The following is an 18,348-nucleotide window of genomic DNA, read 5'->3' on the forward strand; positions in this document are numbered from 1 at the left end:
TCGGACATGGCCGCCGACCCGACGATGCTGGACGCCGCTGCAGCGCCCACTGCGGCAGCAGCCGCGCCTGCACGGCCGGCGCGCCGCTGGCCGGTCGGTTGGATCCTGCCGGCGCTGGTGCTGCTGCTGGCCGAGGCCGCGCCGCGGCTGGGCTGGATCAGCGCCAACCTGCTGCCTCCCCCCAGCGCCGTGCTGGAGACGCTGATCGCGATGGGCCCGCAAGGCCTGGCCGCGCACATCGCCGCCAGCACCGCGCGCGTGGCCGCGGGTTTTGCGCTGGGCGCGGCGCTGGCGGTGCTGGCCGGTGCGCTGGTCGGCCTGTCTCCCTTGGGCGCACGCCTGCTGGACCCGAGCTGCCAGGCGCTGCGCGCCATCCCGTCGCTGGCCTGGGTGCCGCTCTTGCTGCTGTGGCTGGGCATTGACGAGGCGCCCAAGGTCGTGCTGATCGCCATCGGCGCGTTTTTCCCGGTCTACATGGGCGTGTCCTCGGGCTTTCGCGACGTGGACCGCAAGCTGGTCGAGGTCGCGCGGCTGGCGCGGCTGTCGCCGCTGGCGCTGGTCGGCCGCGTGCTGCTGCCAGCCGCGATGCCGGCGGTCTTCACCGGGCTGCGCAACGGCCTGAGCCTGGCCTGGATGTTCATGGTCGCGGCCGAGCTGATCGCCGCCAGCAAAGGCCTGGGCTACCTGCTGACCGACGGCCGCGAAACCAGCCGGGCCGACATCGTGCTGGCCGCCATCCTGCTGCTGGCCGTGCTCGGCCAGCTGAGCGACCGCCTGATGCAGGCGCTGGAGCGCCGGCTGCTGGCCTGGCGCGACACCTTTGACCACGGCGGCGCAGTGCGATGAGCAAGCCCGAACCACTGCTGCAGATCGACGTTCGCCGGCACGCCTTTGGCGAGCGCTGCGTGCTGCAAGGTGTGCGCACGCAGGTGCAGGCTGGCGAGATCGTCGCCATCGTTGGCGCCAGTGGCTGCGGCAAGAGCACGCTGCTGCGCATCGTCGCCGGGCTGGAAACAGGCTTCGAAGGCCGCATCACCTTGGCGGGGCAGCCACAGCACGGTTTGAGCCGCGAGATCGGCTTCGTCTTCCAGGAGCCGCGGCTGTTCCCGTGGCTGACCGTGGCCGAGAACGTCGCCTTCGACATCGGCCGCCGCGGCGCCGGCGATCCCCGCGTCGCCGGGCTGCTGGCCGAGGTCGGGCTGGACGGCCTGGGCGGCGCCTTGCCCAAGCAGCTCTCCGGCGGTCAGGCCCAGCGCGTGGCGATTGCCCGCGGCCTGTTCAGCCAGCCGCGTGTGCTGCTGCTGGACGAACCCTTCTCTGCCGTCGACGCCTTCACGCGCATGCGGCTGCAGGACCTGCTGCTGGGCCTGGCGCGGCGACATGCCAGCACCTTGTTGCTGGTCACGCACGACATCGACGAAGCGGCCTACCTGGCCGACCGCGTGTGGGTGCTGGACAGCCAGCCGGGGCGCCTCTCAGCCGACATTGAGGTGCCGCTTTCGAGACCCCGCGCCCGGGACAGCGCAGCGCTGGCCCAGTCCCGCGCCGAGGTCTTGCACGCACTGCAGGCGGTGCGCGCGATCTAGCCGCGCCTCATGCGCATTTCCTGCGAACGCCTGCGAAAAGCGTCGTTCCCATCGCGCACTGCGCTGCCTAGCATCGCCACCTCTTCATCACCCGGCTTTGCTGTCCCCACCCATGCGCTCGCGCCTCCTTGCCATTCCCCGCCTGCTGGCCCTGACCGGCCTCGTACTGTCGGCCACCGCCTTTGCCCAGACCAAGGAGGTGACGTTTGCGTACCAGGACATGCTGGTGCCGCTGCGCACGGTGATCGAGTCCGGCGAGTTGGAGAAGGCGACCGGCTACAAGATCAACTGGCGCCAGTTCGGCGGTGGTGGCGACGTGATCCGCGCGATGGCCTCGGGTGACGTGCAGATCGGCGAAGCCGGTTCCAGCCCCATCGCCGCGGCGGCCAGCCAGGGCCAGGACATCCGCCTGTTCTGGATCCTCGACGACATTGCCGACGCCGAGGCGCTGGTGGTGCGCAATGGCAGCGGCATCAAGACCTGGGCCGACCTGAAGGGCAAGAAGGTCGCCACGCCGTTTGTCTCGACCTCGCACTACCAGCTGCTGGTCGGCCTGAAGCTCAATGGCGTGAACCCGAAGGACGTCAACGTCGTCAACCTGCGGCCGCCGGAAATCGCCGCGGCCTGGGAGCGCGGTGACATCGATGCCACCTTCATCTGGGACCCGGCACTGTCCAAGGCCAAGGCCGGCGGCACCGTGATCGCTAGTTCCGGCTCCATCGGCAAACAAGGCCACCCGACCTTCGACGGCCTGGTCGTCAATGCCAAGTGGGCCGCCGAGAACGAGGCCTTCATGGTCGCGCTGGTCAAGGCCGTGGCCAAGGCTGACGCCCAGTACCGCGCCGAGGGTGCGAAGTGGACCGCCGACACGCCGCAGGTCAAGGCCATTGCCAAGTGGAGCAAGGCCGACGCCAAGGACGTGCCCGCCGCCACCGCGCTGTACCGCTTCCCCACGCCGCAGGAGCAGCTGTCGGCCGCCTGGCTGGGCGGCGGCGCGGCCCAGGCGCTGGCCAACACCTCGGCCTTCCTGAAGGAACAGGGCCGGGTGCAGGAAGTGAAGCCGGACTACAGCGCCTTCATCATCGCCGCCTACGTGCGCAAGGCGCTGGCGCCCTGAGCCCGCCATGGCCACGCTGGACATCCGCGGCCTGGGCGTTCGCTATGCCGACGGCCGCGGCGGCCTGGTGCAGGCGCTGGCCGGCGTGAACCTGCGGCTGCAGGGCGATGACTTCGTCGTTGCGCTGGGCGCCTCGGGCTGCGGCAAGACCACGCTGTTGAACTGCATCGCCGGCTTCCTGCCGGCCAGTGAGGGCCAGGTGCTGCTGGATGGCCGACCGGTCACCGGCCCCGGCGCCGAACGTGGCGTGGTGTTCCAGAAGCACGCGCTGATGCCCTGGCTGAACGTGCGCGACAACGTGGCGCTGGGCCTGCGGCTGCGCGGCTTGGCCAGGGCGGACCGGCAACGCCGCGCCGAAGAGGCGCTGGCGTTGGTGGGACTGAAGGATGCAGCCAGACGCGCCGTGTGGGAGCTGTCCGGCGGCATGCAGCAGCGCGTGGGCATTGCCCGTGCGCTGGCCAACGACCCGGCGCTGCTGCTGATGGACGAGCCCTTGGGCGCGCTCGATGCGTTCACGCGTGAGCAGGTGCAGGAGACGCTGCTGCAGGTCTGGGCGCGCACTGGCAAGCTGGTGTTTTTCATCACGCATTCGGTCGAGGAAGCCCTGTTCCTTGCCACCCGGCTGGTGGTGATGAGCCCCGGGCCAGGCCGCGTGCTGCGCACGTTCGAGGACCTGCCGTTTTCGCGCCGCTTCATTGCCGAGGGCAATGCACGGCGCATCAAGTCGCTGCCCGAGTTCATCGCGCTGCGCGAGGAGGTGCTGAGCCTGATCCATCACCGCGACGCCGCGGTCACGCCGGAGGCCGCCCATGCTTGAAGCCCCTGCGCTGGACGCCGCCGCCATCGGTGCCCAGACCGAGCCAGCATCGGCTCACCCGCCACCCGTCGCCCCGCTGCGTGCGAGCACCTTCCACGCGCCGGGCGAAGGCGACAGCCGCTGGATCAGCGCAGTGACCATCGCCGTGCTGTTGGCGCTCTGGTGGGGCGTGACGGCAGCGGGCTGGATCAAGCCGCTGTTCCTGCCGTCGCCGCAAGCCGTGTGGCAGCAGTTTGTTGCCTACGCCACCGGCCAGGCCAATGACCAGCCGCTGCTCAGCCACCTGGGCGCCAGCCTGGGCCGGGTGCTGCTGGCCTTCGCGCTGGCGGTGCTCACCGCCGTACCGGTGGGCATTGCGATGGGCAGCTCGCGCGGGGCGCGCGGCATCTTCGATCCGCCGTTGGAGTTCTACCGTCCGCTGCCGCCGCTGGCCTACCTGCCGCTGATCATCATCTGGTTCGGCATCAACGAAACGCCCAAGGTGCTGCTGATCTACCTGAGCTGCTTCGCGCCGCTGGCGCTGGCCGCGCGCTCGGGCATGCGCTCGGCCAGCCCGGAGCAACTGCATGCCGCGGCGTCCATGGGTGCCACGCGCTGGCAGGTGGTGCGCCATGTGCTGCTGCCCGCCGCGCTGCCCGAGGTACTGGTGGGCATGCGCATCGCACTGGGTTTTGGCTGGACCACGCTGGTCGCCGCCGAGATGGTGGCCGCGTCGCTGGGCCTGGGCCAGCTGGTGCTGAACGCCTCGAACTTCCTGCGCACCGACATCGTCGTGATGGGCATCCTGGTGATCGGCACGGTCGCCTATGCCTTCGACCTGCTGATGCGCTGGGCCGAGCGCCGCCTGGTGCCGTGGAAGGGCCGCGGCTGAGCGCTGCCCCGTCTTTTTTCCGATCACAAGACTTCCGATGAGCCTTCACATCCAAGCCCTGGGTCCCGCCATTGGCGCGGTGGTCAGCGGCATTCGCCTGGCCGAGCCGCTCAGCGAGCATGACCATGACGCACTGCACACCGCGCTGTTGCAGCACCACGTGTTGTTCTTCGAGCAGCAGCCGATCACGCCGAAGCAACAGCGCGACCTGGCCGCCCGCTTCGGCCAGCTGCACATCCACCCGATCTACCCGCATGTGGAGGGCGTGCCGGAGATCATCGTGCTGGACACCAGCAACGACAACCTGCCGGACAACGACAACTGGCACACCGATGTGACCTTCATCCCGCAGCCGCCGCTGGGTGCGCTGCTCTCGGCCAAGCAGCTGCCACCGTCTGGCGGCGACACGCTGTGGGCCAGCGGCATTGCGGCCTACGAAGGGCTCTCCGCACCGCTGCGCAAGCTCGTGGACGGGCTCACGGCCCAGCACGACATGCTGCTGTCCTTTCCGGCCCACCGCTTCGCCCGCACCGCCGCCGAGCGTGGCCGCTGGGAAGCCGCGCAGCGCGCCAACCCGCCGGTCACGCATCCGGTCATCCGCACCCACCCCGTCTCCGGCCGCCGCGGCCTGTTCGTCAACCAGGGCTTCACGACGCGCATCCACGAGCTGAGCGACAAGGAAAGCGCGGCCATCCTGCAGCTGCTGTTTGCGCATGTGGCGAGACCCGAGTACACGGTGCGCTGGCGCTGGAAGCAGGACGACTTCGCGTTCTGGGACAACCGCTTGACGCAGCACTACGCGACGGCGGATTACCTGCCGCATCGGCGGGTGATGCACAGGGCGACGATCCTGGGGGATCGGCCATTCTTCTGAACTGGCCGGCTGCTTGTCGGCTTGCGCTTCTTCCGGATGGCACACAAGGCTATGCAGGCAGCCATTGCGCCCCCCACGCCCCTGCCATCACCTGCAACTGCGCCGCCAAGGCTTTCAATCCGGCATGCCGCGCGTACTCCGGCCGGGTGACCAGCCAGTAGGCCATCGGCGCCGGCGCCAGTCGCGCATCGGCCTGCCGCAACTTCTTGGCCTCCAACGCGCCCGCGGCCAGCGACAGCCGCGCCAGGCCAACGCCGTCCGTGGCCACCAGCGCCTGCACCATCGCCGCCGCATCGTTCCAAACCAACGCAGCGTTCCGGTGCCCTTCCGGTTCAGGCGACTGCGGCTGCCAGTCCTCCCAGGACGTGCCTTCGTGCCGCACCCAGGCCGACGCTGGCCACGCCTCAGGGTCGCGCCCGTGGCGGCGCAGCGCGGCCGGCGTGGCCAGCAACACCAGCCTGTCCTGCATCAGTGGCGTGGCCTTCAGGCCGGGCCAGCGGCCGCTGCCGTAGCGCAGGCCCAGGCGTGGCCGGTCTGGCGGGAAGCTGGCCAGCGCGTAGTGCGTCTCCACGCGCAGTTGCAAGCCAGGCAAGGCTTCGCGCAATGCCGGCAGCCGCGGCGCCAGCCACAGTGACGCAAACGAGGCCAGCGTGGCCAGCTCCAGGCGCTCGCTGGCCGGTGCCTCGGGCTGCAGCGCCTGGCGCAGCTGCAGCAGCGGTTCGCCGAGCCGGCCCAGCAGCTCGCGGCCGGCGAGCGTGAGCGACAGCCGCGGCCCGACGCGCGCCAGCAGGCGCTCCCCCAGCAGCGCTTCCAGCCCGCGCACCTGGCGGCTGATGGCGCCGTGCGTGAGGTGCATTTCCTCGGCGGCGCGCGAGAAGCTGAGGTGTCGCGCGCTGGCTTCAAAGGCCTGCAGGGACTGCAATGGCGGCATGCGGGGATTTGAGATCGGCATGCAGAGATTGTGAGCCGATCGATGAATCATCGTGTCCTGGATTCGATGGCGCCGAGCCCGATTTCGGCCCACGATGAAGCCTATTTCCGCTTCGACGCGCTCCGGCGCGAACACCATGCAAGGCTTTGAACTGACCCGCTTCGGCGGACCCGAGGTGATGCAGCTTGCCGAGCTGCCCGAGCCGCAACCCGATGCCGACAGGCCGGTGCGCGTGCGCCTGGCCTGGGCCGGCGTGAACTACGTGGACACCTACCAGCGCGAGGGCCGCTACCCGGGCGCAGCCCTGCCCTGGCGGCTGGGCCTGGAGGCCGCGGGCGTGGTGGAGGCGGCGCTGCCCGGCAGCGGCTTCGCGACGGGTGACCGCGTGGCGATGGTCGCGCCGGTGCAAGGCTGTTATGCCGAGGCCATCACGGTCGCGCCTTCGCTGCTGGTGCGGGTGCCGGACGCGCTGCCGCTGGCGACGGCCGCGGCGGTGCTGGAGCAGGGGCTGACGGCGCAGATGATTGTCGAGACCGTGGGCCGCGTGCAGGCCGGCGAGCGGGTGCTGGTGCATGCAGCTGCCGGTGGCGTGGGCGCGCTGGCGCTGCAGTGGGCGCGGGCGCTGGGCGCGGAGGTGTGGGGCACGGTGTCCAGCGACGAGAAGGCGGCGGCCGTGGCGGCACTGGGCGGCCTGACGCTGCGCTACGGCCCGGGTTCGGACGCGCCGTGGCCCGACGCGCTGCGCGCTGCCTGCCGCGCGCTGGCGCCGGCCGGCACGGCCGAGCCCGAGGTGGGCGTGGACCTGGTGCTGGACGGCGTGGCGGCCGACACGCTGGAGGGCAGCCTGCGCGTGCTGCGCCGGCGCGGCCGGCTGGTGCTGTACGGCTCGGCCAGCGGCGCGGTGCCCACGCTGTCGGTGCCGGCGCTGATGGGCCAGTCGCTGACGGTGACACGCCCGGTGCTGCCGCACTACCTGGGCGGCCCGGGCGTGCTGCAGGCCAAGTCCGCGGCACTGTTCGAGCGGGTGCTCAGCGGCGCGCTGCAGGTGCACGTGCACGACCGGCTGCCGCTGGCCGAGGCGGCCCAAGCGCACCGGCTGCTGCAGTCGCGCGCCACGCGCGGCAAGCTGCTGCTGCGCATCTCGGGTGCGGCATGAGCGGGCGCTCGCCCGAGGCCACGGTGCGCGGCTTCTTCGAACACATCCGCAGCGGCCACGCCTTGCACCGCGCGGCCGAGTTCCTGCAGCCCGAAGTGCTGGCCCATCAAAGCGAACCGGGGCCGGCGCAGACGCTGCGGCGCAGTCCGCAGGCCTACGCCGAACACGTGATCGAGATCCGCGACGAATTTGGCCCGTTCGAGCTGCAGCTGGAGGAGTGCCTGGCACAGGGAGACAAGGTCCATCTGCGCTGGCGCCAGCGTTCGGCAGCGGGCCTGACCCCGGTCAGGGAACAGATCGCCAGCGCGGTCTACCACGTGGTGGACGGGCGCATTGCCGAGTACTGGATCCAGGTCGGCGCGCCAGGTCCCGCATAGGCCACCACTCAGCCGCCTGGCAGGTCCGGCGGTGCGCCGGCATCGCACTTGCGACATTCCAGCACCTGCCCCAGCACCCGGTGCCGGCCTTCGACCGTCTGCGTCCACGGCCGGCTCTGCCAGGGCGGGTCATGGCGCACATGCTGGTTGTGGCCGCAGGCCAGTTCGGCCACCCAATGGCCTTCCTCGTCCTGGTGAAAACCGGTGATGGGCTGCAGCATGCTCAGGCCGCCGCCGGCTCGCGCAATGCGGCCAGGCTGGTTTCGTACAGCGCCGCGACCAGGTCGGTCTGGGTGACGATGCCGACCAGGCGGCGCGCGTCGTCGACCACCGGCAGGTGGTGCAGGCCGGCGCCGGCCATCAGCGGCACGAGTTCGGCGATCGGCGTGTCCTGCGGCACCGTGACGACCGGCGTGTGCATGATCTGGCCGACCGCCTCGTGCTTGCTGGAGTGGCTGTGCGCGGTGCGGCGCAGGAAGGCGCCCAGGCGACTGCCCACGCTGCGGTAGTCGCCCAGGTCCACGTGCTGCAGGAAGTCGCCGCGGGTGACGATGCCGATCACGCGGCGCGCCCGGTCCACCACCGGCAGGGCCTGCACCTGGTGCGTGTGCATCAGGCGCCAGGCATCGGCCAGCTCGGTGGCGTAGTCGACCGTCAGCACGTCGCGCGACATCAGGTCGCGGCAGCGGGTCTCGCCGAAACGGCGGCGGAAGGCCTGCTGCTCGGTGCGGCGGAACAGCGTGTCGAGGTCGTCCACCGAGATGTCCAGCACCTGGCCGTGGCCCTTCAGCACGGCCAGCAGGTCTTCCGGCTTGAAGCCCAGCCTGGCAGTGGGCGCGGGGTCTGCCGTGGCATGCGAAGGCGGGGGCGCGAGGCGCTGCGCATGCGGGTAACGCCGGCCCAGCGCGCGGTTGTAGACCAGGGCCACGGCCAGCAGCAGCAGGCTGTTCAGCAGCACCGGCACCAGCACGAAGCCGAAGCCGGCCGCGTGCACGGCCGGGCCGCCGAGCACCGCCGTGAGGGCCACCGCACCGCTGGGCGGATGCAGGCAGCGCAACGCGAACATCGCGGCAATCGCCAGCGCAATCGCCACACAGGCCGCCGCCACCGGGACGGCGATCAGCTTGGCGCAGCACACCCCGATGAGCCCGGCGCAGAGGTTGCCACCGACGATGGACCAGGGCTGCGCCAGCGGGCTGGCCGGCACCGCGAACAGCAGCACGGCCGACGCGCCCATCGGCGCAATCAGCCAGAAGGCCTGTGCCGACTGGCCCAGCAGCACGGCGCTCAATGCCCCGCACAGCAGGATGCCGACCAGCGCGCCAGCACAGGACCGCAGCCGCTCGGCGGCACCGACGGCGGATTCGGCCGGCCACAGGCTGCGAAGCCAGGCCGGGGCGTCTTCAAAAGCTCGGTTCGGGGTGCGGCTCACGCCCGAATTACATCACCCCATGACACGGCCAGCGGAAATGCCGGCGGCCGTGGCTCAAGCCGCCGCCCGCTCCACCTGGCAGCGAACAGCGTATTCCGCCAGCACCGCCTGCGCGGTCTGCGCGGCATGCTGGCGCAGTTCGGGGATGGCGGTGGCTTCCCAGTGCTGGGCCTTGAGCATCGGGCCGATGTAGAACAGGTCTTCGACGGCCACGCCGCTGCTGTCCAGCGGGCGGTGCTGGGTGTCGGTCAGCAGGCCCAGGCCCAGCGCGTCGGCGCTGAGCATGCCGCGCTCGCGCAGCGAGGCGAGCAGCGGGTCGGTGGCGTGGCGCAGCGAGCTGGTCGGGCCGGTGCAGTTGATGATGGCGTGCACTTCGGTGCCCTGGATCTCGGCGCTGCCGCGGGGCTGCCATTGCAGGGCCCAGCTGCCGTCGGCCAGTTGTTCGGCGTGGCGCAGCCGGCCGGCAACGCTGGCGACGCGGCCTGCGGCCATGTCGTCCTGCAGCGCCTGCCAAAGCACCGGCGCCAGGCGGTGGCGGTGGGTGTCCCACCAGGGCTGCACGTGGCGCAGGAACTGGCGCCGGTCGCGCACCGTGAGGCGTTGCCAGAGCTTGGGCGTGCAGCTGCGCAGGCTGGCCATCACGTCGCGCCAGTCGCGGCCATCGGCTTCCGCTTCGGCGACCCAGCGGCGCACGGCGCGCAGCACCAGCCGCAGCTTCAGGTCCGGGCCGAGTTCGGAGATGGGCGACAGGCCAGGCCGCGGTCGGGCTTCCAGCACCCGGTGCGGCTGCGGCAGCAGGCCCCGGCGCGAGAGCATGGTGATGCGGCCGCGGTGGCCCTGGTCGCGCAGCTGGGTGACCATGTCGATGGCGGTCAGGCCGCTGCCCAGCAGCAGCACGTCGGCCTCGGCCGGCAGTTCGCACCAGGCGGGCTGGGCCCAGGGGTCGGCAAACCAGCCGGACGCCTGCCAGGCGCTGTCGCCGCTGGCGGCGTCGGTCACCGGCGGGCGGGCCGGCGGCAGGTGGCCGGTGGCCAGCACGACTTGCGATGCTGAAAGCGTGCTGCCGTCTGACAGCTGCAGGCGCCAACAAGGGCCTTGGCGCACCAGGCCGGTCACGCCGGGCAGGCCGCTGCGCACCCGCACGCCACGGGCGCGAGCCGCGTCAATCGCCTGGGTCAGCCCATGTTCGAGGTAACTGCCGAGCAGGCGGCGCGGTGCGAAATCGGCCGCTGCAAGCGGCTGGCCCTGCGGGTCAGTGGTGCCGCGTTCGTTCAGCCAGGCCAGGAAACTGGCCTCGTCCGCCGGGTCCCAGCCCAGCCGGCCTGCCGGCACGTTCAGCAAATGGCTGTCACAGCGCGTGCCGTAGGCCACGCCGCGGCCGGCGCTGTCGCCCTGCTCCAGCAAATGCAGCGTGGCGCCGGGCGGCAGGCCGCGCAGCAGATGCAGCGCGGTGGCCACGCCGCTGAAACCCAGGCCGACGATGGCGATGCCGGCCTCGCCGCTCGAGGGAATGTTGCTGTCGTTGCTGATGCTGCTGAGGTCCATGCGCCGGGCTCCCGCGGCAGCTCGTGGCCGCCTGGATGGGTGGTGAATGCCCGCATGCTCGCGCGCCGCCGGGTTGGCGTGAACGCAGATTGCTGCATAAGCTCATACGCGAAACGGCATAAGCTTGGATTGAAATGAGCATATAGACGCAAGCCCCCCGCCAGGCCCACCGCCCTGAGCCGCGCCCCCTGAACGAGCCCGGGCCGCAACGCAGGATTTTTTTCATTCCGGCGGAGGCTGACACGGCCATCGTGATGGCTGTCGGCCCGCGGATAATTGTGGTGCAGCGGGGAGGCTGCTTTCCATGACCCACATCGTCATATTCGGCAATTGCCAGGGGCAGCACTTGGGGTACCTGCTCGGCAAATGCCTGCCGTCGGACACTTACCGCATCTCCAGCTACTCCAACAATGGCCGCACAGGTGGCATGAAGCGGGCAGACGAGATTGTTGCGGGCATCCTGAAGAGCGACGTGTTCATCTATCAACCGCTGACCGAGAAGCATGGCCGGTTGTGCACGGCAGATCTGGTGCGGCAATTGAAGCCTGGCGCAAAGTCGGCTTCGTTTCCGTATTTTTATAACAGCGGCGCCTATTCTCTTTGCCATGCGCCACAGGCTGCTGGAAAGCACTATGGTGCGATTTTTGGCGAAGAAATCATCACCGGGCTGCTGGAAGAGGGTTTGACGGTCGCGGAGATTCTGGACCGCTATCGTGAGGGCCGTATCGACTTCAGGCTCGCACAACGCTTTGCCGAAAGCCATGCCCAAATGAAGCTGCGGCAGCAGGGCTGCGACGTGCGAGTCACTGGCTACATCAAGAAATTCGCACGGCGACAAAGGCTGTTCTTGACGCACAACCACCCAACCAACGTGGTGTTCTTCGAGATGTTGAAGCAACTGGCGGTGCTCACCGGTCTCCCTGTCGTGTTGCCAGCCGGTGCCCGGAAAACACTGGATCAGTTGACGCGGACCAACTGTCCGGTCAGCCCTTACGACGTCAAGACCATGGGTTACCCGTTTGAACCGGATCCGGACTGGTATGAGCGAGGCAGTGCGTTGATCCTGACCATTGCGGCGCACTGGCGCCCGGTCGCCCCGAGCGCAACGACGCCCGTCGCTGCGCCGGCACCCATCGGGGTGGGCGCGGCGGCGTGAAACAGGCTTCCCTCCGGCCCGCGGACCTCGCGCTGGCCTTGCTGGTCATCGTCGTGTGGGGCGTCAACTTCGCGGTCATCAAGGTCGGCGTGGCGGGCGTGCCGCCGTTCCTGCTGGGCGCGATGCGCTTCGCGCTGGCGGCGTTTCCTGCGCTGCTGGTGTTCCGGCCGCCCAAGCTGCCGCTGCGCTTGTACCTGGCTTATGGCCTGACGATCTCGGTTGGCCAGTTTGCCTTGCTGTTCACCGCGATCCACCTGGGCATGCCTTCGGGGCTGGCCTCGCTGGTGCTGCAGTCGCAGGCCTTCTTCACGATGTTCTTCGCCGCCGTCTGGCTGAAGGAACGCTGGCAGGCCAACCAGTTGGTGGGGCTGCTGCTGGCGGCCTGCGGGCTGGCGCTGATCGGCAGCGCGCACGGCGCAAGCATGCCGCTGGTGGGCTTTGGCCTGACGGTGGCGGCCGCGGTGATGTGGGCCTGCGGCAACATCGTCACGCGCTCGCTGAACCGCTACGCGCCGTTCAACCAGACGGCGTTTGTGGTCTGGGCCAGCCTGGTGCCGCCGCTGCCCTTCCTGGCGCTGTCGTACCTGCTGGAAGGCCCGGAGGCCATCGGCGCCGCACTGCGCAACCTCAGCCTGCAGTCCTTCGGCGCGGTGGCCTACCTGGCCTGGGCCGCCACGCTGCTGGGCTACGGCGTGTGGACCTACCTGATGGGCCGCTACCAGGCCAACCGCGTGGCGCCGTTTTCGATGCTGGTGCCGCTGGTGGGCCTGAGCACCGGCTGGCTGGTGTTCGGCGAGGCGCTGCAGCCCATCCACTTCGCCGGCGGCGCGCTGCTGATGCTCGGGCTGCTGGTCAATGTGTTCGGCGGCCCCTGGCTGGCCAGGCTGCGGCCGGCGAACTGAGCCCCGCAGCCTCGATACTTGCCGCTTCGCTGCATTCCCCGGGCACCCTGATGACGCCGACGGCACCCCACGAGGCCTGGACCTCGTCACTGGCTTTGAAGATCCTGGCCGGCACGGCCGTGCTGGGGCTGCTGTACCTGGGCCGCGGGGTGCTGGTGCCGATCACGCTGGCGGCGATGCTGGGCTTTGTGCTGGCGCCGCTGGTGAAGAAGATCCGCGGGCTGGGCCTGGGGCAGGCTTCCGCGGCGATGCTGGCGCTGATCGTCGCCGGGCTGGCCGCTGCCGGCGTGGCGATGGCGATCCTGGTGCAGCTGGGCACGATGTCCGACAGCATGCCTCGCTACGAGGCCCATGTGCAGGCCAAGATCGCGACGCTGCGCGAAGCCACGCTGGGGCGACTGGCCGAGGCGCAGGGCCGTGCCGGCCGGCTGATCGGCAACCTGGCGCCTGCGGCCGACCCTGACCACGGGGCCGACACGCCCCAGGCCGACGGCGCACCTTCCAGCCTGCTGCTGCGCTTCGTCTCGTCGATCTGGGCGCCGTTGGGCACGACCGGCGTGGTGCTGCTGGTGCTGATCTTCGTGCTGCTGGAGCAGGACTCGCTGCGCGACCGGCTGATCCGCCTGACGGGCGGCCAGGACGTGCGCGCCGCCACCAGCGCCTTCAACGACGCCGGCCAGCGGCTGTCGCGCTACTTCGCCTCGCAGTTCTCGGTGAACCTGGGCGTGGGCCTGGTGATCGGGCTGCTGCTGGCCGCCATCGGCGTGCCGCAGGCAGCCGTGTGGGCCACGCTGGCCGGCCTGCTGCGCTTCATCCCCTATGTGGGCTTCCCGGCGGCCGCCGTGTGCGCTGGCGCCTTTGCCGCGGCCGTGGTGCCGGGGTGGGAACTGATGGGGGCCACGCTGATGGTCTACCTGGTGGTCGAACTGGTGGTGGCACACGTGGTGGAGCCGCAGCTCTACGGGCACACCACCGGGCTGTCGCCGTTTTCGGTGGTGGTGGCGGCCATCTTCTGGGGTGCGTTGTGGGGGCCGGTGGGACTGCTGCTGTCCACGCCGCTGACGCTGTGCCTGGTGGTGGCCGGCCGCCATGTGCCGGCGCTGGCTTTCCTGGACATCCTGTTCGGCGACACGCCGGCGCTGACGCTGTCGCAGCGCTTCTACCAGCGCTGCATCAGCGGCGATTCGGTGGAGATCCTGGCCGATGCGCGGGCCTTCCTGAAGCGCAAGTCGCTCGCCGCCTACTGCGACAAGATCGTCATGCCGGCCTTCGAGCTGGCGGCGGTGGACCTGGAGCTGGGGCTGATCAGCGACGAGCAGCGGCTGATGGGCCAGCAGGTGATCGCGCGCACCTTCAGCGAGCTGGCGCACGAGCCGCGCCGCGCGCGGGGCACGCGCGTGGCGGTGCTGGACGCGCCCAACCTCGGCATGGCGCTGCGCCAGGGCCGCATGCAGACGGAGGGGCGCTGGCAGGGACGGCTGGACGTGCCGACGGGCTCGGTCACGCTGTGCATCAGCATGGCCGGCGACCAGGCCCAGCTGACCACCGAGCTGCTGGTGCGGGTGATGCGCGCCGAGCACCTGGACGCACGCCACGTGACGATTGCCGAGCTGGCGGACCCGCCGGACGAAGCCAGGCCCGAAACCGTGGGCTCGGTGTTTGTCGTCGGCACGGCGATGGACCAGGCGGTGAGCACGGACAACCAGCTGCTCAACGAAGTGCTGGCGGCGATGCCGCAGGCCAGGATCGTGCTGATGCTGCCGGCGCTGCAGCGCCAGGCGCCGGCCGATCCGATCACCGCCGACCTGGCCCACCGCACCGCCTACTCGTTCGAGGAAGCGCTGGCGCTGATCGGCAACGAGCGGCGCTGAATCCGCCGGCAACGACACCCTGCCGCTGGCGGCGGGCGTTCAGCGCGGCGCGCTCAGCCGCGCCGAGGCGACCGTCAGCCGCTCGATCAGCGCGCCTGCGTCGACAGGCTTGGCGGCATGGTCATCGAAGCCGGCCGCCAGCGCGGTGTCGCGGTCCTGCAGCGAGGCCAGGCCGGACAGCGCGATGGCATAGCTGCGGGGCCTGCCGTCCTGCAGCTCGCGGCTGCGGACCAGGCGCAGCAGCTCGAAGCCGTCGCGGCCCGGCATCGCCAGGTCGCTGACGATGGCGTCGAAAGGCTGCTGCTCCAGCTGCTGCAGCGCTTCGGCAACCGAGGCCGCCGTCTGCACCCGCGCGCCCATCAGCTGCAGCAGCTCGCGCATGGCCTTGCGCGCCTCGTCATCGTCGTCCACCAGCAGGATGTCCAGCTGCAGGTCCTGGGCAGGCAGCAGCGCCCTGGCCTGCGGCTGCGGGGCGTGGTCCATGGCCGGCAGGTCCAGCGCCGGAAAGCGCAGGATCAGGCGCAGCCCCTTGCCCGGCCCGTCGCTGAGCGCGGTGGCGGTGCCGCCGTGCGCCAGCGTCAGGTGCTTGACGATGGACAGCCCCAGCCCCAGCCCGCCGTACTCGCGCGTGCGGTGCATGTTGGACTGGGAGAAGCGGTCGAACAGCCGCGGCAGCAGCTCGTCGGACACGCCCATGCCGGTGTCGGAGATGGACAGCTCCAGCAAGCCGTCCAGCCGTGTCATGACCACCTCGATGCGCCCGCCGGCCGGCGTGAACTTGATCGAGTTGCCGACCACGTTGTTGACGATCTGCTGCAGCCGCCGGCCGTCGCCATTGACCAGGTGGCCGGCCTGCAGCCCGCTGCCGGTCAGCACCAGCTGGCGGGCCTGCGCGGTGGGCTGCAGGCCTTCCAGCACGCTGGCGATGCAGGCACCCAGGTCGACCGGCCGCGTCTCGATGGCAAAGCGCCCGGAGGTGATGCGCGAGGCATCGAGCAGGTCGTCGATCAGCTGCGCCTGGACCTTGCAATGGCGCAGGATGGTCTCGACGGCCCGCACCTGCGCCTCGGGCATGTCGCCCCGGCTGGCGTGGGAGCGCGCCAGCACCGCGGCCCAGCCGGAAATGACGTTCAGCGGCGCGCGCAGTTCGTGCGAGACCAGGGCCAGGAAATCGTCCTTGGCGGCATTCGCATGCTCGGCCTCGCCGCGCGCCAGCTGGGCCTGCGAGACGGCCTGCTTCAGGTCGTTGACATCCTGGAAGGCGATCACCGCGCCGTCGATGCGGTCGTCCGCGGTGCGGTAGGCGCGCACGTTGACCAGCCACCAGTGCCCGGCCGCGTCCTGGTACTCGTGCTTGACCGAGGCCAGCCCGCGCACCGCGGCGTTCACCATCTCCTCGATGTCGCTGACTGCAAAGCGGTTGTTCAGCGTCGGCATGGCCTTGCCCACGCCATCGGCCGGCAGGCCGAACAGCGTGGCCGCCTGCGGCGTGAAGTGGCGCAGCCGCAGGTGCCGGTCCAGCAGCACGACGGGCAGCGGAATGCCTTCGACCAGGTTGCTCAGGTCGTCATTGGCGACCGCCAGCTGGTCGTTGCGGTCCTTCATTTCCTCGTTCAGCGAATGCAGCTCCTGGTTCGCGCATTCGAGCTCCTGCTTGGCGCTCTGCAGTTCTTCGTTGGCGCTCTGCATTTCCTCGTTGGCACTGAGCATCTCCTCGTTCGAAGTGCGCAGCTGCTCGTTGGCCGATTCGAACTCCAGCACCATGGTCTTGAGCTGCGCCTGGGCCGACTCCAGCTCGGCCGACAAGGTCAGCACCGTTCGCTCCAGGTCGCTTTCCCGGGTCGGGTTGCCGTCAGTGCGACTGGCGCCGGCAGTGACGGCCTCGTCGGGCTGCAGTTGCAGGGTCAGGAGAAAGTGCCGCGATTCGGTACCCACCGTCAGCGGCAAGGCTTCCAGCGCATAGCTGCGCTCGCCGATCGGCACTCGCTCGCGTCGCACCGGTGCGGCCGACTGCTTGGCTTCCAGCAAGGCGGTGCGCACCGGCACGTTCAGCTCCGCGCGCAACAGGCGCGACAGCGACAGCGTCGCCTCGCCGGTGGCTGGCGCGACGAACTCGGCCACATCGCCGCGGAACTGCACCACGTCACCCGCCTCGTTGACGACAAAACCCGGCGGCACGTAGCGCTCCAGCGCGCAACGCGTGACGGCCTGCTCGATCTGCTCGGCGTGGCTCCTGGCGCGCACGCTGGCGTCCGGCCGGGGCTCGGCCCAGGGCAGCATGGCCTCCACCGGCCAGGCGCGGCGCGGGCGCTTGCCGGCCAGCTTGCGGTACAAGTGTGGCGCGCCGGCATGCTCGAAGCCCTGGTCCACCGAGGCCGCCTCGGCCCGGCCCAGCAGCACGTAGCCGTCCGGCCGCGCCGCGTAGTGCAGCACGCTCATCACATGCTCCTGCGCCTCCTTGCGCAGGTAGATCAGCATGTTGCGGCAGCTGATCAGGTCCATGCCCAGAAAGGGCGCGTGCGTCATCACGTTGTGGCGCGCGAACACGCACATCGAGCGGATGTCCTTGCGGATCGCAAAGCCGCCGGCCGTCTGAACCAGCGCCTTGGCGCGGTAGGTGTCAGGCAGGCTTTCGACGGCGGCGGCGGCGTAGAGCCCGGCCCGGGCCGTCTCGATCGAACGCTCGTTGATGTCGGTGCCGAAGATCTGCACCTTGGTGCCCAGGCCGCTGGCGTCCAGCGCGTCGCGCAGCAGCATCGCGATGGTGTAGGCCTCCTCACCGGTCGAGCAGGCCGGCACCCAGATGCGGATCGGGTCGTGCCGCAGCTCGATCAGCTTGGGGATCACCGTCAGGCGCAGCACGTTGACAAATTCCGCGTCGCGGAAAAAAGCCGTCACGCCGATCAGGATGTCGTCCTGCAGCGCAGCGGCTTCGCCGGGGTCGGTGCGCAGGTGCTGCAGGTAGCCGGCCACGTCGCGGTCCTTCTGCAGCAGCACGCGGCGCAGGAAGCGCCGCTTCAGGTTGGTGTCCTTCACATAGCCGAGGTTGGTGCCGGTGCGCTCCTGCACGATGGCCAGCGCGGCGCCCAGCGCCTCGTCGTAGTCGTCGCCCGGCGCTGGCGGCGCATTGCCGAAGCGCTGCACCAGGCGGGCCGCGATCTCTTCGACCGGCAGCACCTCGTCGACCAGCCCGGTGTTGATCGCCGCGGTCGGCATGCCGTCGTAGTCGGCCGAGCCTGGGGCCTGCACCAGCACAAAACCGCCGGCCGACTTCAGGTCAATGACACCGGCCTCGCCGTCGCTCCCGGTGCCCGACAGGATCACGGCAGCGGCCTCGATGTCCGGGTCCTGGGCCAGCGAAGCCAGGCTGATGTCGATCGGGCGGTGCACGCCGGGCGGCCGCTGGCCGAGCCGGAAGTGACCGTCCAGCGCGGTGACGTTGGCGCCCTCGGGCAGCACGTAGACCGTGTCGTGCTCGATCTTGCGCAGGTGGGTAAGCCGCTCGACCGGCAGCGAGGTGCGCCGCCGCAGGATCTCGTCGAGCTCGCTCTTCTGCGACTGGTCCAGGTGGCTGACCACCAGCAGCGCAAAACCCGGCCGGTCCGGCAGGCCGGACAGCACCGTGCCAAAGGCATCGATGCTGCCCGCAGAACCACCCAGAACCGCCACCTTCACCAGTTCCTTGTGATTCTGATCTTGCAGGTCCACGGCGT

The 18,348-nt window shown here is 70.3% G+C and carries 16 protein-coding genes; 11 read left to right on the forward strand and 5 right to left on the reverse strand.

The window, feature by feature from the left end:
• Positions 1 to 24 precede the first annotated feature (24 nt).
• The 6 genes from AC3WR5_RS31830 (at position 25) to tauD (ending at position 5,265) form a co-directional block, all read left to right on the forward strand.
• The gene (locus tag AC3WR5_RS31830; RefSeq protein ID WP_492489843.1) at positions 25 to 846 is read left to right on the forward strand and encodes an ABC transporter permease; all 822 of its coding nucleotides are present in this window, start codon (positions 25 to 27) and stop codon (positions 844 to 846) included.
• Positions 843 to 1,586: an ABC transporter ATP-binding protein gene (locus tag AC3WR5_RS31835; protein WP_492489769.1), complete on the forward strand. Its 744-nt coding sequence runs from the start codon at positions 843 to 845 to the stop codon at positions 1,584 to 1,586. The genes AC3WR5_RS31830 and AC3WR5_RS31835 overlap by 4 nt, the downstream gene beginning before the upstream one ends.
• A gap of 112 nt (positions 1,587 to 1,698) precedes the next feature.
• Entirely contained in the window at positions 1,699 to 2,703 is a 1,005-nt protein-coding gene (gene tauA / locus AC3WR5_RS31840; protein ID WP_492489770.1) for a taurine ABC transporter substrate-binding protein, read from the forward strand.
• A gap of 7 nt (positions 2,704 to 2,710) precedes the next feature.
• Positions 2,711 to 3,520 carry a taurine ABC transporter ATP-binding protein gene (locus AC3WR5_RS31845; RefSeq protein ID WP_492489772.1) on the forward strand — a complete coding sequence of 270 codons (810 nt, stop codon included), beginning with the start codon at positions 2,711 to 2,713 and terminating at the stop codon, positions 3,518 to 3,520.
• Positions 3,513 to 4,391 carry an ABC transporter permease subunit gene (locus tag AC3WR5_RS31850; protein WP_492489773.1) on the forward strand — a complete coding sequence of 293 codons (879 nt, stop codon included), beginning with the start codon at positions 3,513 to 3,515 and terminating at the stop codon, positions 4,389 to 4,391. The genes AC3WR5_RS31845 and AC3WR5_RS31850 overlap by 8 nt, the downstream gene beginning before the upstream one ends.
• Positions 4,392 to 4,428: 37 nt before the next feature.
• A complete protein-coding gene (gene tauD, locus AC3WR5_RS31855; RefSeq protein WP_492489774.1) occupies positions 4,429 to 5,265 on the forward strand; it encodes a taurine dioxygenase in 837 nt (278 codons plus the stop codon).
• Between the two features lie 49 nt (positions 5,266 to 5,314).
• On the opposite strand, the gene AC3WR5_RS31860 is transcribed toward tauD, so the two are convergent.
• Positions 5,315 to 6,217 carry a LysR substrate-binding domain-containing protein gene (locus tag AC3WR5_RS31860; protein ID WP_492489775.1) on the reverse strand — a complete coding sequence of 301 codons (903 nt, stop codon included), beginning with the start codon at positions 6,215 to 6,217 and terminating at the stop codon, positions 5,315 to 5,317.
• Positions 6,218 to 6,332: 115 nt separating this feature from the next.
• Here AC3WR5_RS31860 and AC3WR5_RS31865 point away from each other — a divergent pair, with 115 nt between their 5' ends.
• Positions 6,333 to 7,352: a zinc-binding dehydrogenase gene (locus AC3WR5_RS31865; protein WP_492489776.1), complete on the forward strand. Its 1,020-nt coding sequence runs from the start codon at positions 6,333 to 6,335 to the stop codon at positions 7,350 to 7,352.
• The gene (locus AC3WR5_RS31870) at positions 7,349 to 7,729 is read left to right on the forward strand and encodes an ester cyclase (protein WP_492489778.1); all 381 of its coding nucleotides are present in this window, start codon (positions 7,349 to 7,351) and stop codon (positions 7,727 to 7,729) included. Before AC3WR5_RS31865 ends, AC3WR5_RS31870 begins: the two co-directional genes overlap by 4 nt.
• An 8-nt stretch (positions 7,730 to 7,737) precedes the next feature.
• Here AC3WR5_RS31870 and AC3WR5_RS31875 read toward each other — a convergent pair whose 3' ends face one another.
• From AC3WR5_RS31875 to AC3WR5_RS31885, 3 genes are read right to left on the reverse strand one after another with little or no spacing between them, the layout of a single operon-like run.
• Positions 7,738 to 7,950, reverse strand: coding sequence for a DUF3565 domain-containing protein (locus AC3WR5_RS31875; protein ID WP_492489780.1), 213 nt, complete (start codon positions 7,948 to 7,950; stop codon positions 7,738 to 7,740).
• Between the two features lie 2 nt (positions 7,951 to 7,952).
• Positions 7,953 to 9,161: an HPP family protein gene (locus tag AC3WR5_RS31880; protein WP_141291722.1), complete on the reverse strand. Its 1,209-nt coding sequence runs from the start codon at positions 9,159 to 9,161 to the stop codon at positions 7,953 to 7,955.
• 54 nt (positions 9,162 to 9,215) lie between these two features.
• Positions 9,216 to 10,706 carry an FAD/NAD(P)-binding protein gene (locus tag AC3WR5_RS31885; RefSeq protein ID WP_492489782.1) on the reverse strand — a complete coding sequence of 497 codons (1,491 nt, stop codon included), beginning with the start codon at positions 10,704 to 10,706 and terminating at the stop codon, positions 9,216 to 9,218.
• A 304-nt stretch (positions 10,707 to 11,010) separates the two neighbouring features.
• On the opposite strand from AC3WR5_RS31885, the gene AC3WR5_RS31890 reads away from it, so the two are divergent.
• From AC3WR5_RS31890 to AC3WR5_RS31900, 3 genes are read left to right on the forward strand one after another with little or no spacing between them, the layout of a single operon-like run.
• Positions 11,011 to 11,862, forward strand: a complete 852-nt coding sequence (locus tag AC3WR5_RS31890) for a WcbI family polysaccharide biosynthesis putative acetyltransferase (protein WP_492489783.1) — start codon at positions 11,011 to 11,013, stop codon at positions 11,860 to 11,862.
• Positions 11,859 to 12,764 carry an EamA family transporter gene (locus AC3WR5_RS31895; protein WP_492489785.1) on the forward strand — a complete coding sequence of 302 codons (906 nt, stop codon included), beginning with the start codon at positions 11,859 to 11,861 and terminating at the stop codon, positions 12,762 to 12,764. The genes AC3WR5_RS31890 and AC3WR5_RS31895 overlap by 4 nt, the downstream gene beginning before the upstream one ends.
• A gap of 50 nt (positions 12,765 to 12,814) precedes the next feature.
• Complete coding sequence (locus tag AC3WR5_RS31900) at positions 12,815 to 14,635, forward strand: AI-2E family transporter (RefSeq protein ID WP_492489786.1); 1,821 nt, start codon at positions 12,815 to 12,817, stop codon at positions 14,633 to 14,635.
• Between the two features lie 39 nt (positions 14,636 to 14,674).
• Here the strand turns inward: AC3WR5_RS31900 and AC3WR5_RS31905 are convergent, their stop codons facing one another.
• The gene (locus tag AC3WR5_RS31905; protein WP_492489788.1) at positions 14,675 to 18,343 is read right to left on the reverse strand and encodes a CheR family methyltransferase; all 3,669 of its coding nucleotides are present in this window, start codon (positions 18,341 to 18,343) and stop codon (positions 14,675 to 14,677) included.
• Positions 18,344 to 18,348 lie beyond the last annotated feature (5 nt).

The sequence above is a fragment of the Ideonella sp. FW305-24 genome (genome assembly GCF_058788035.1).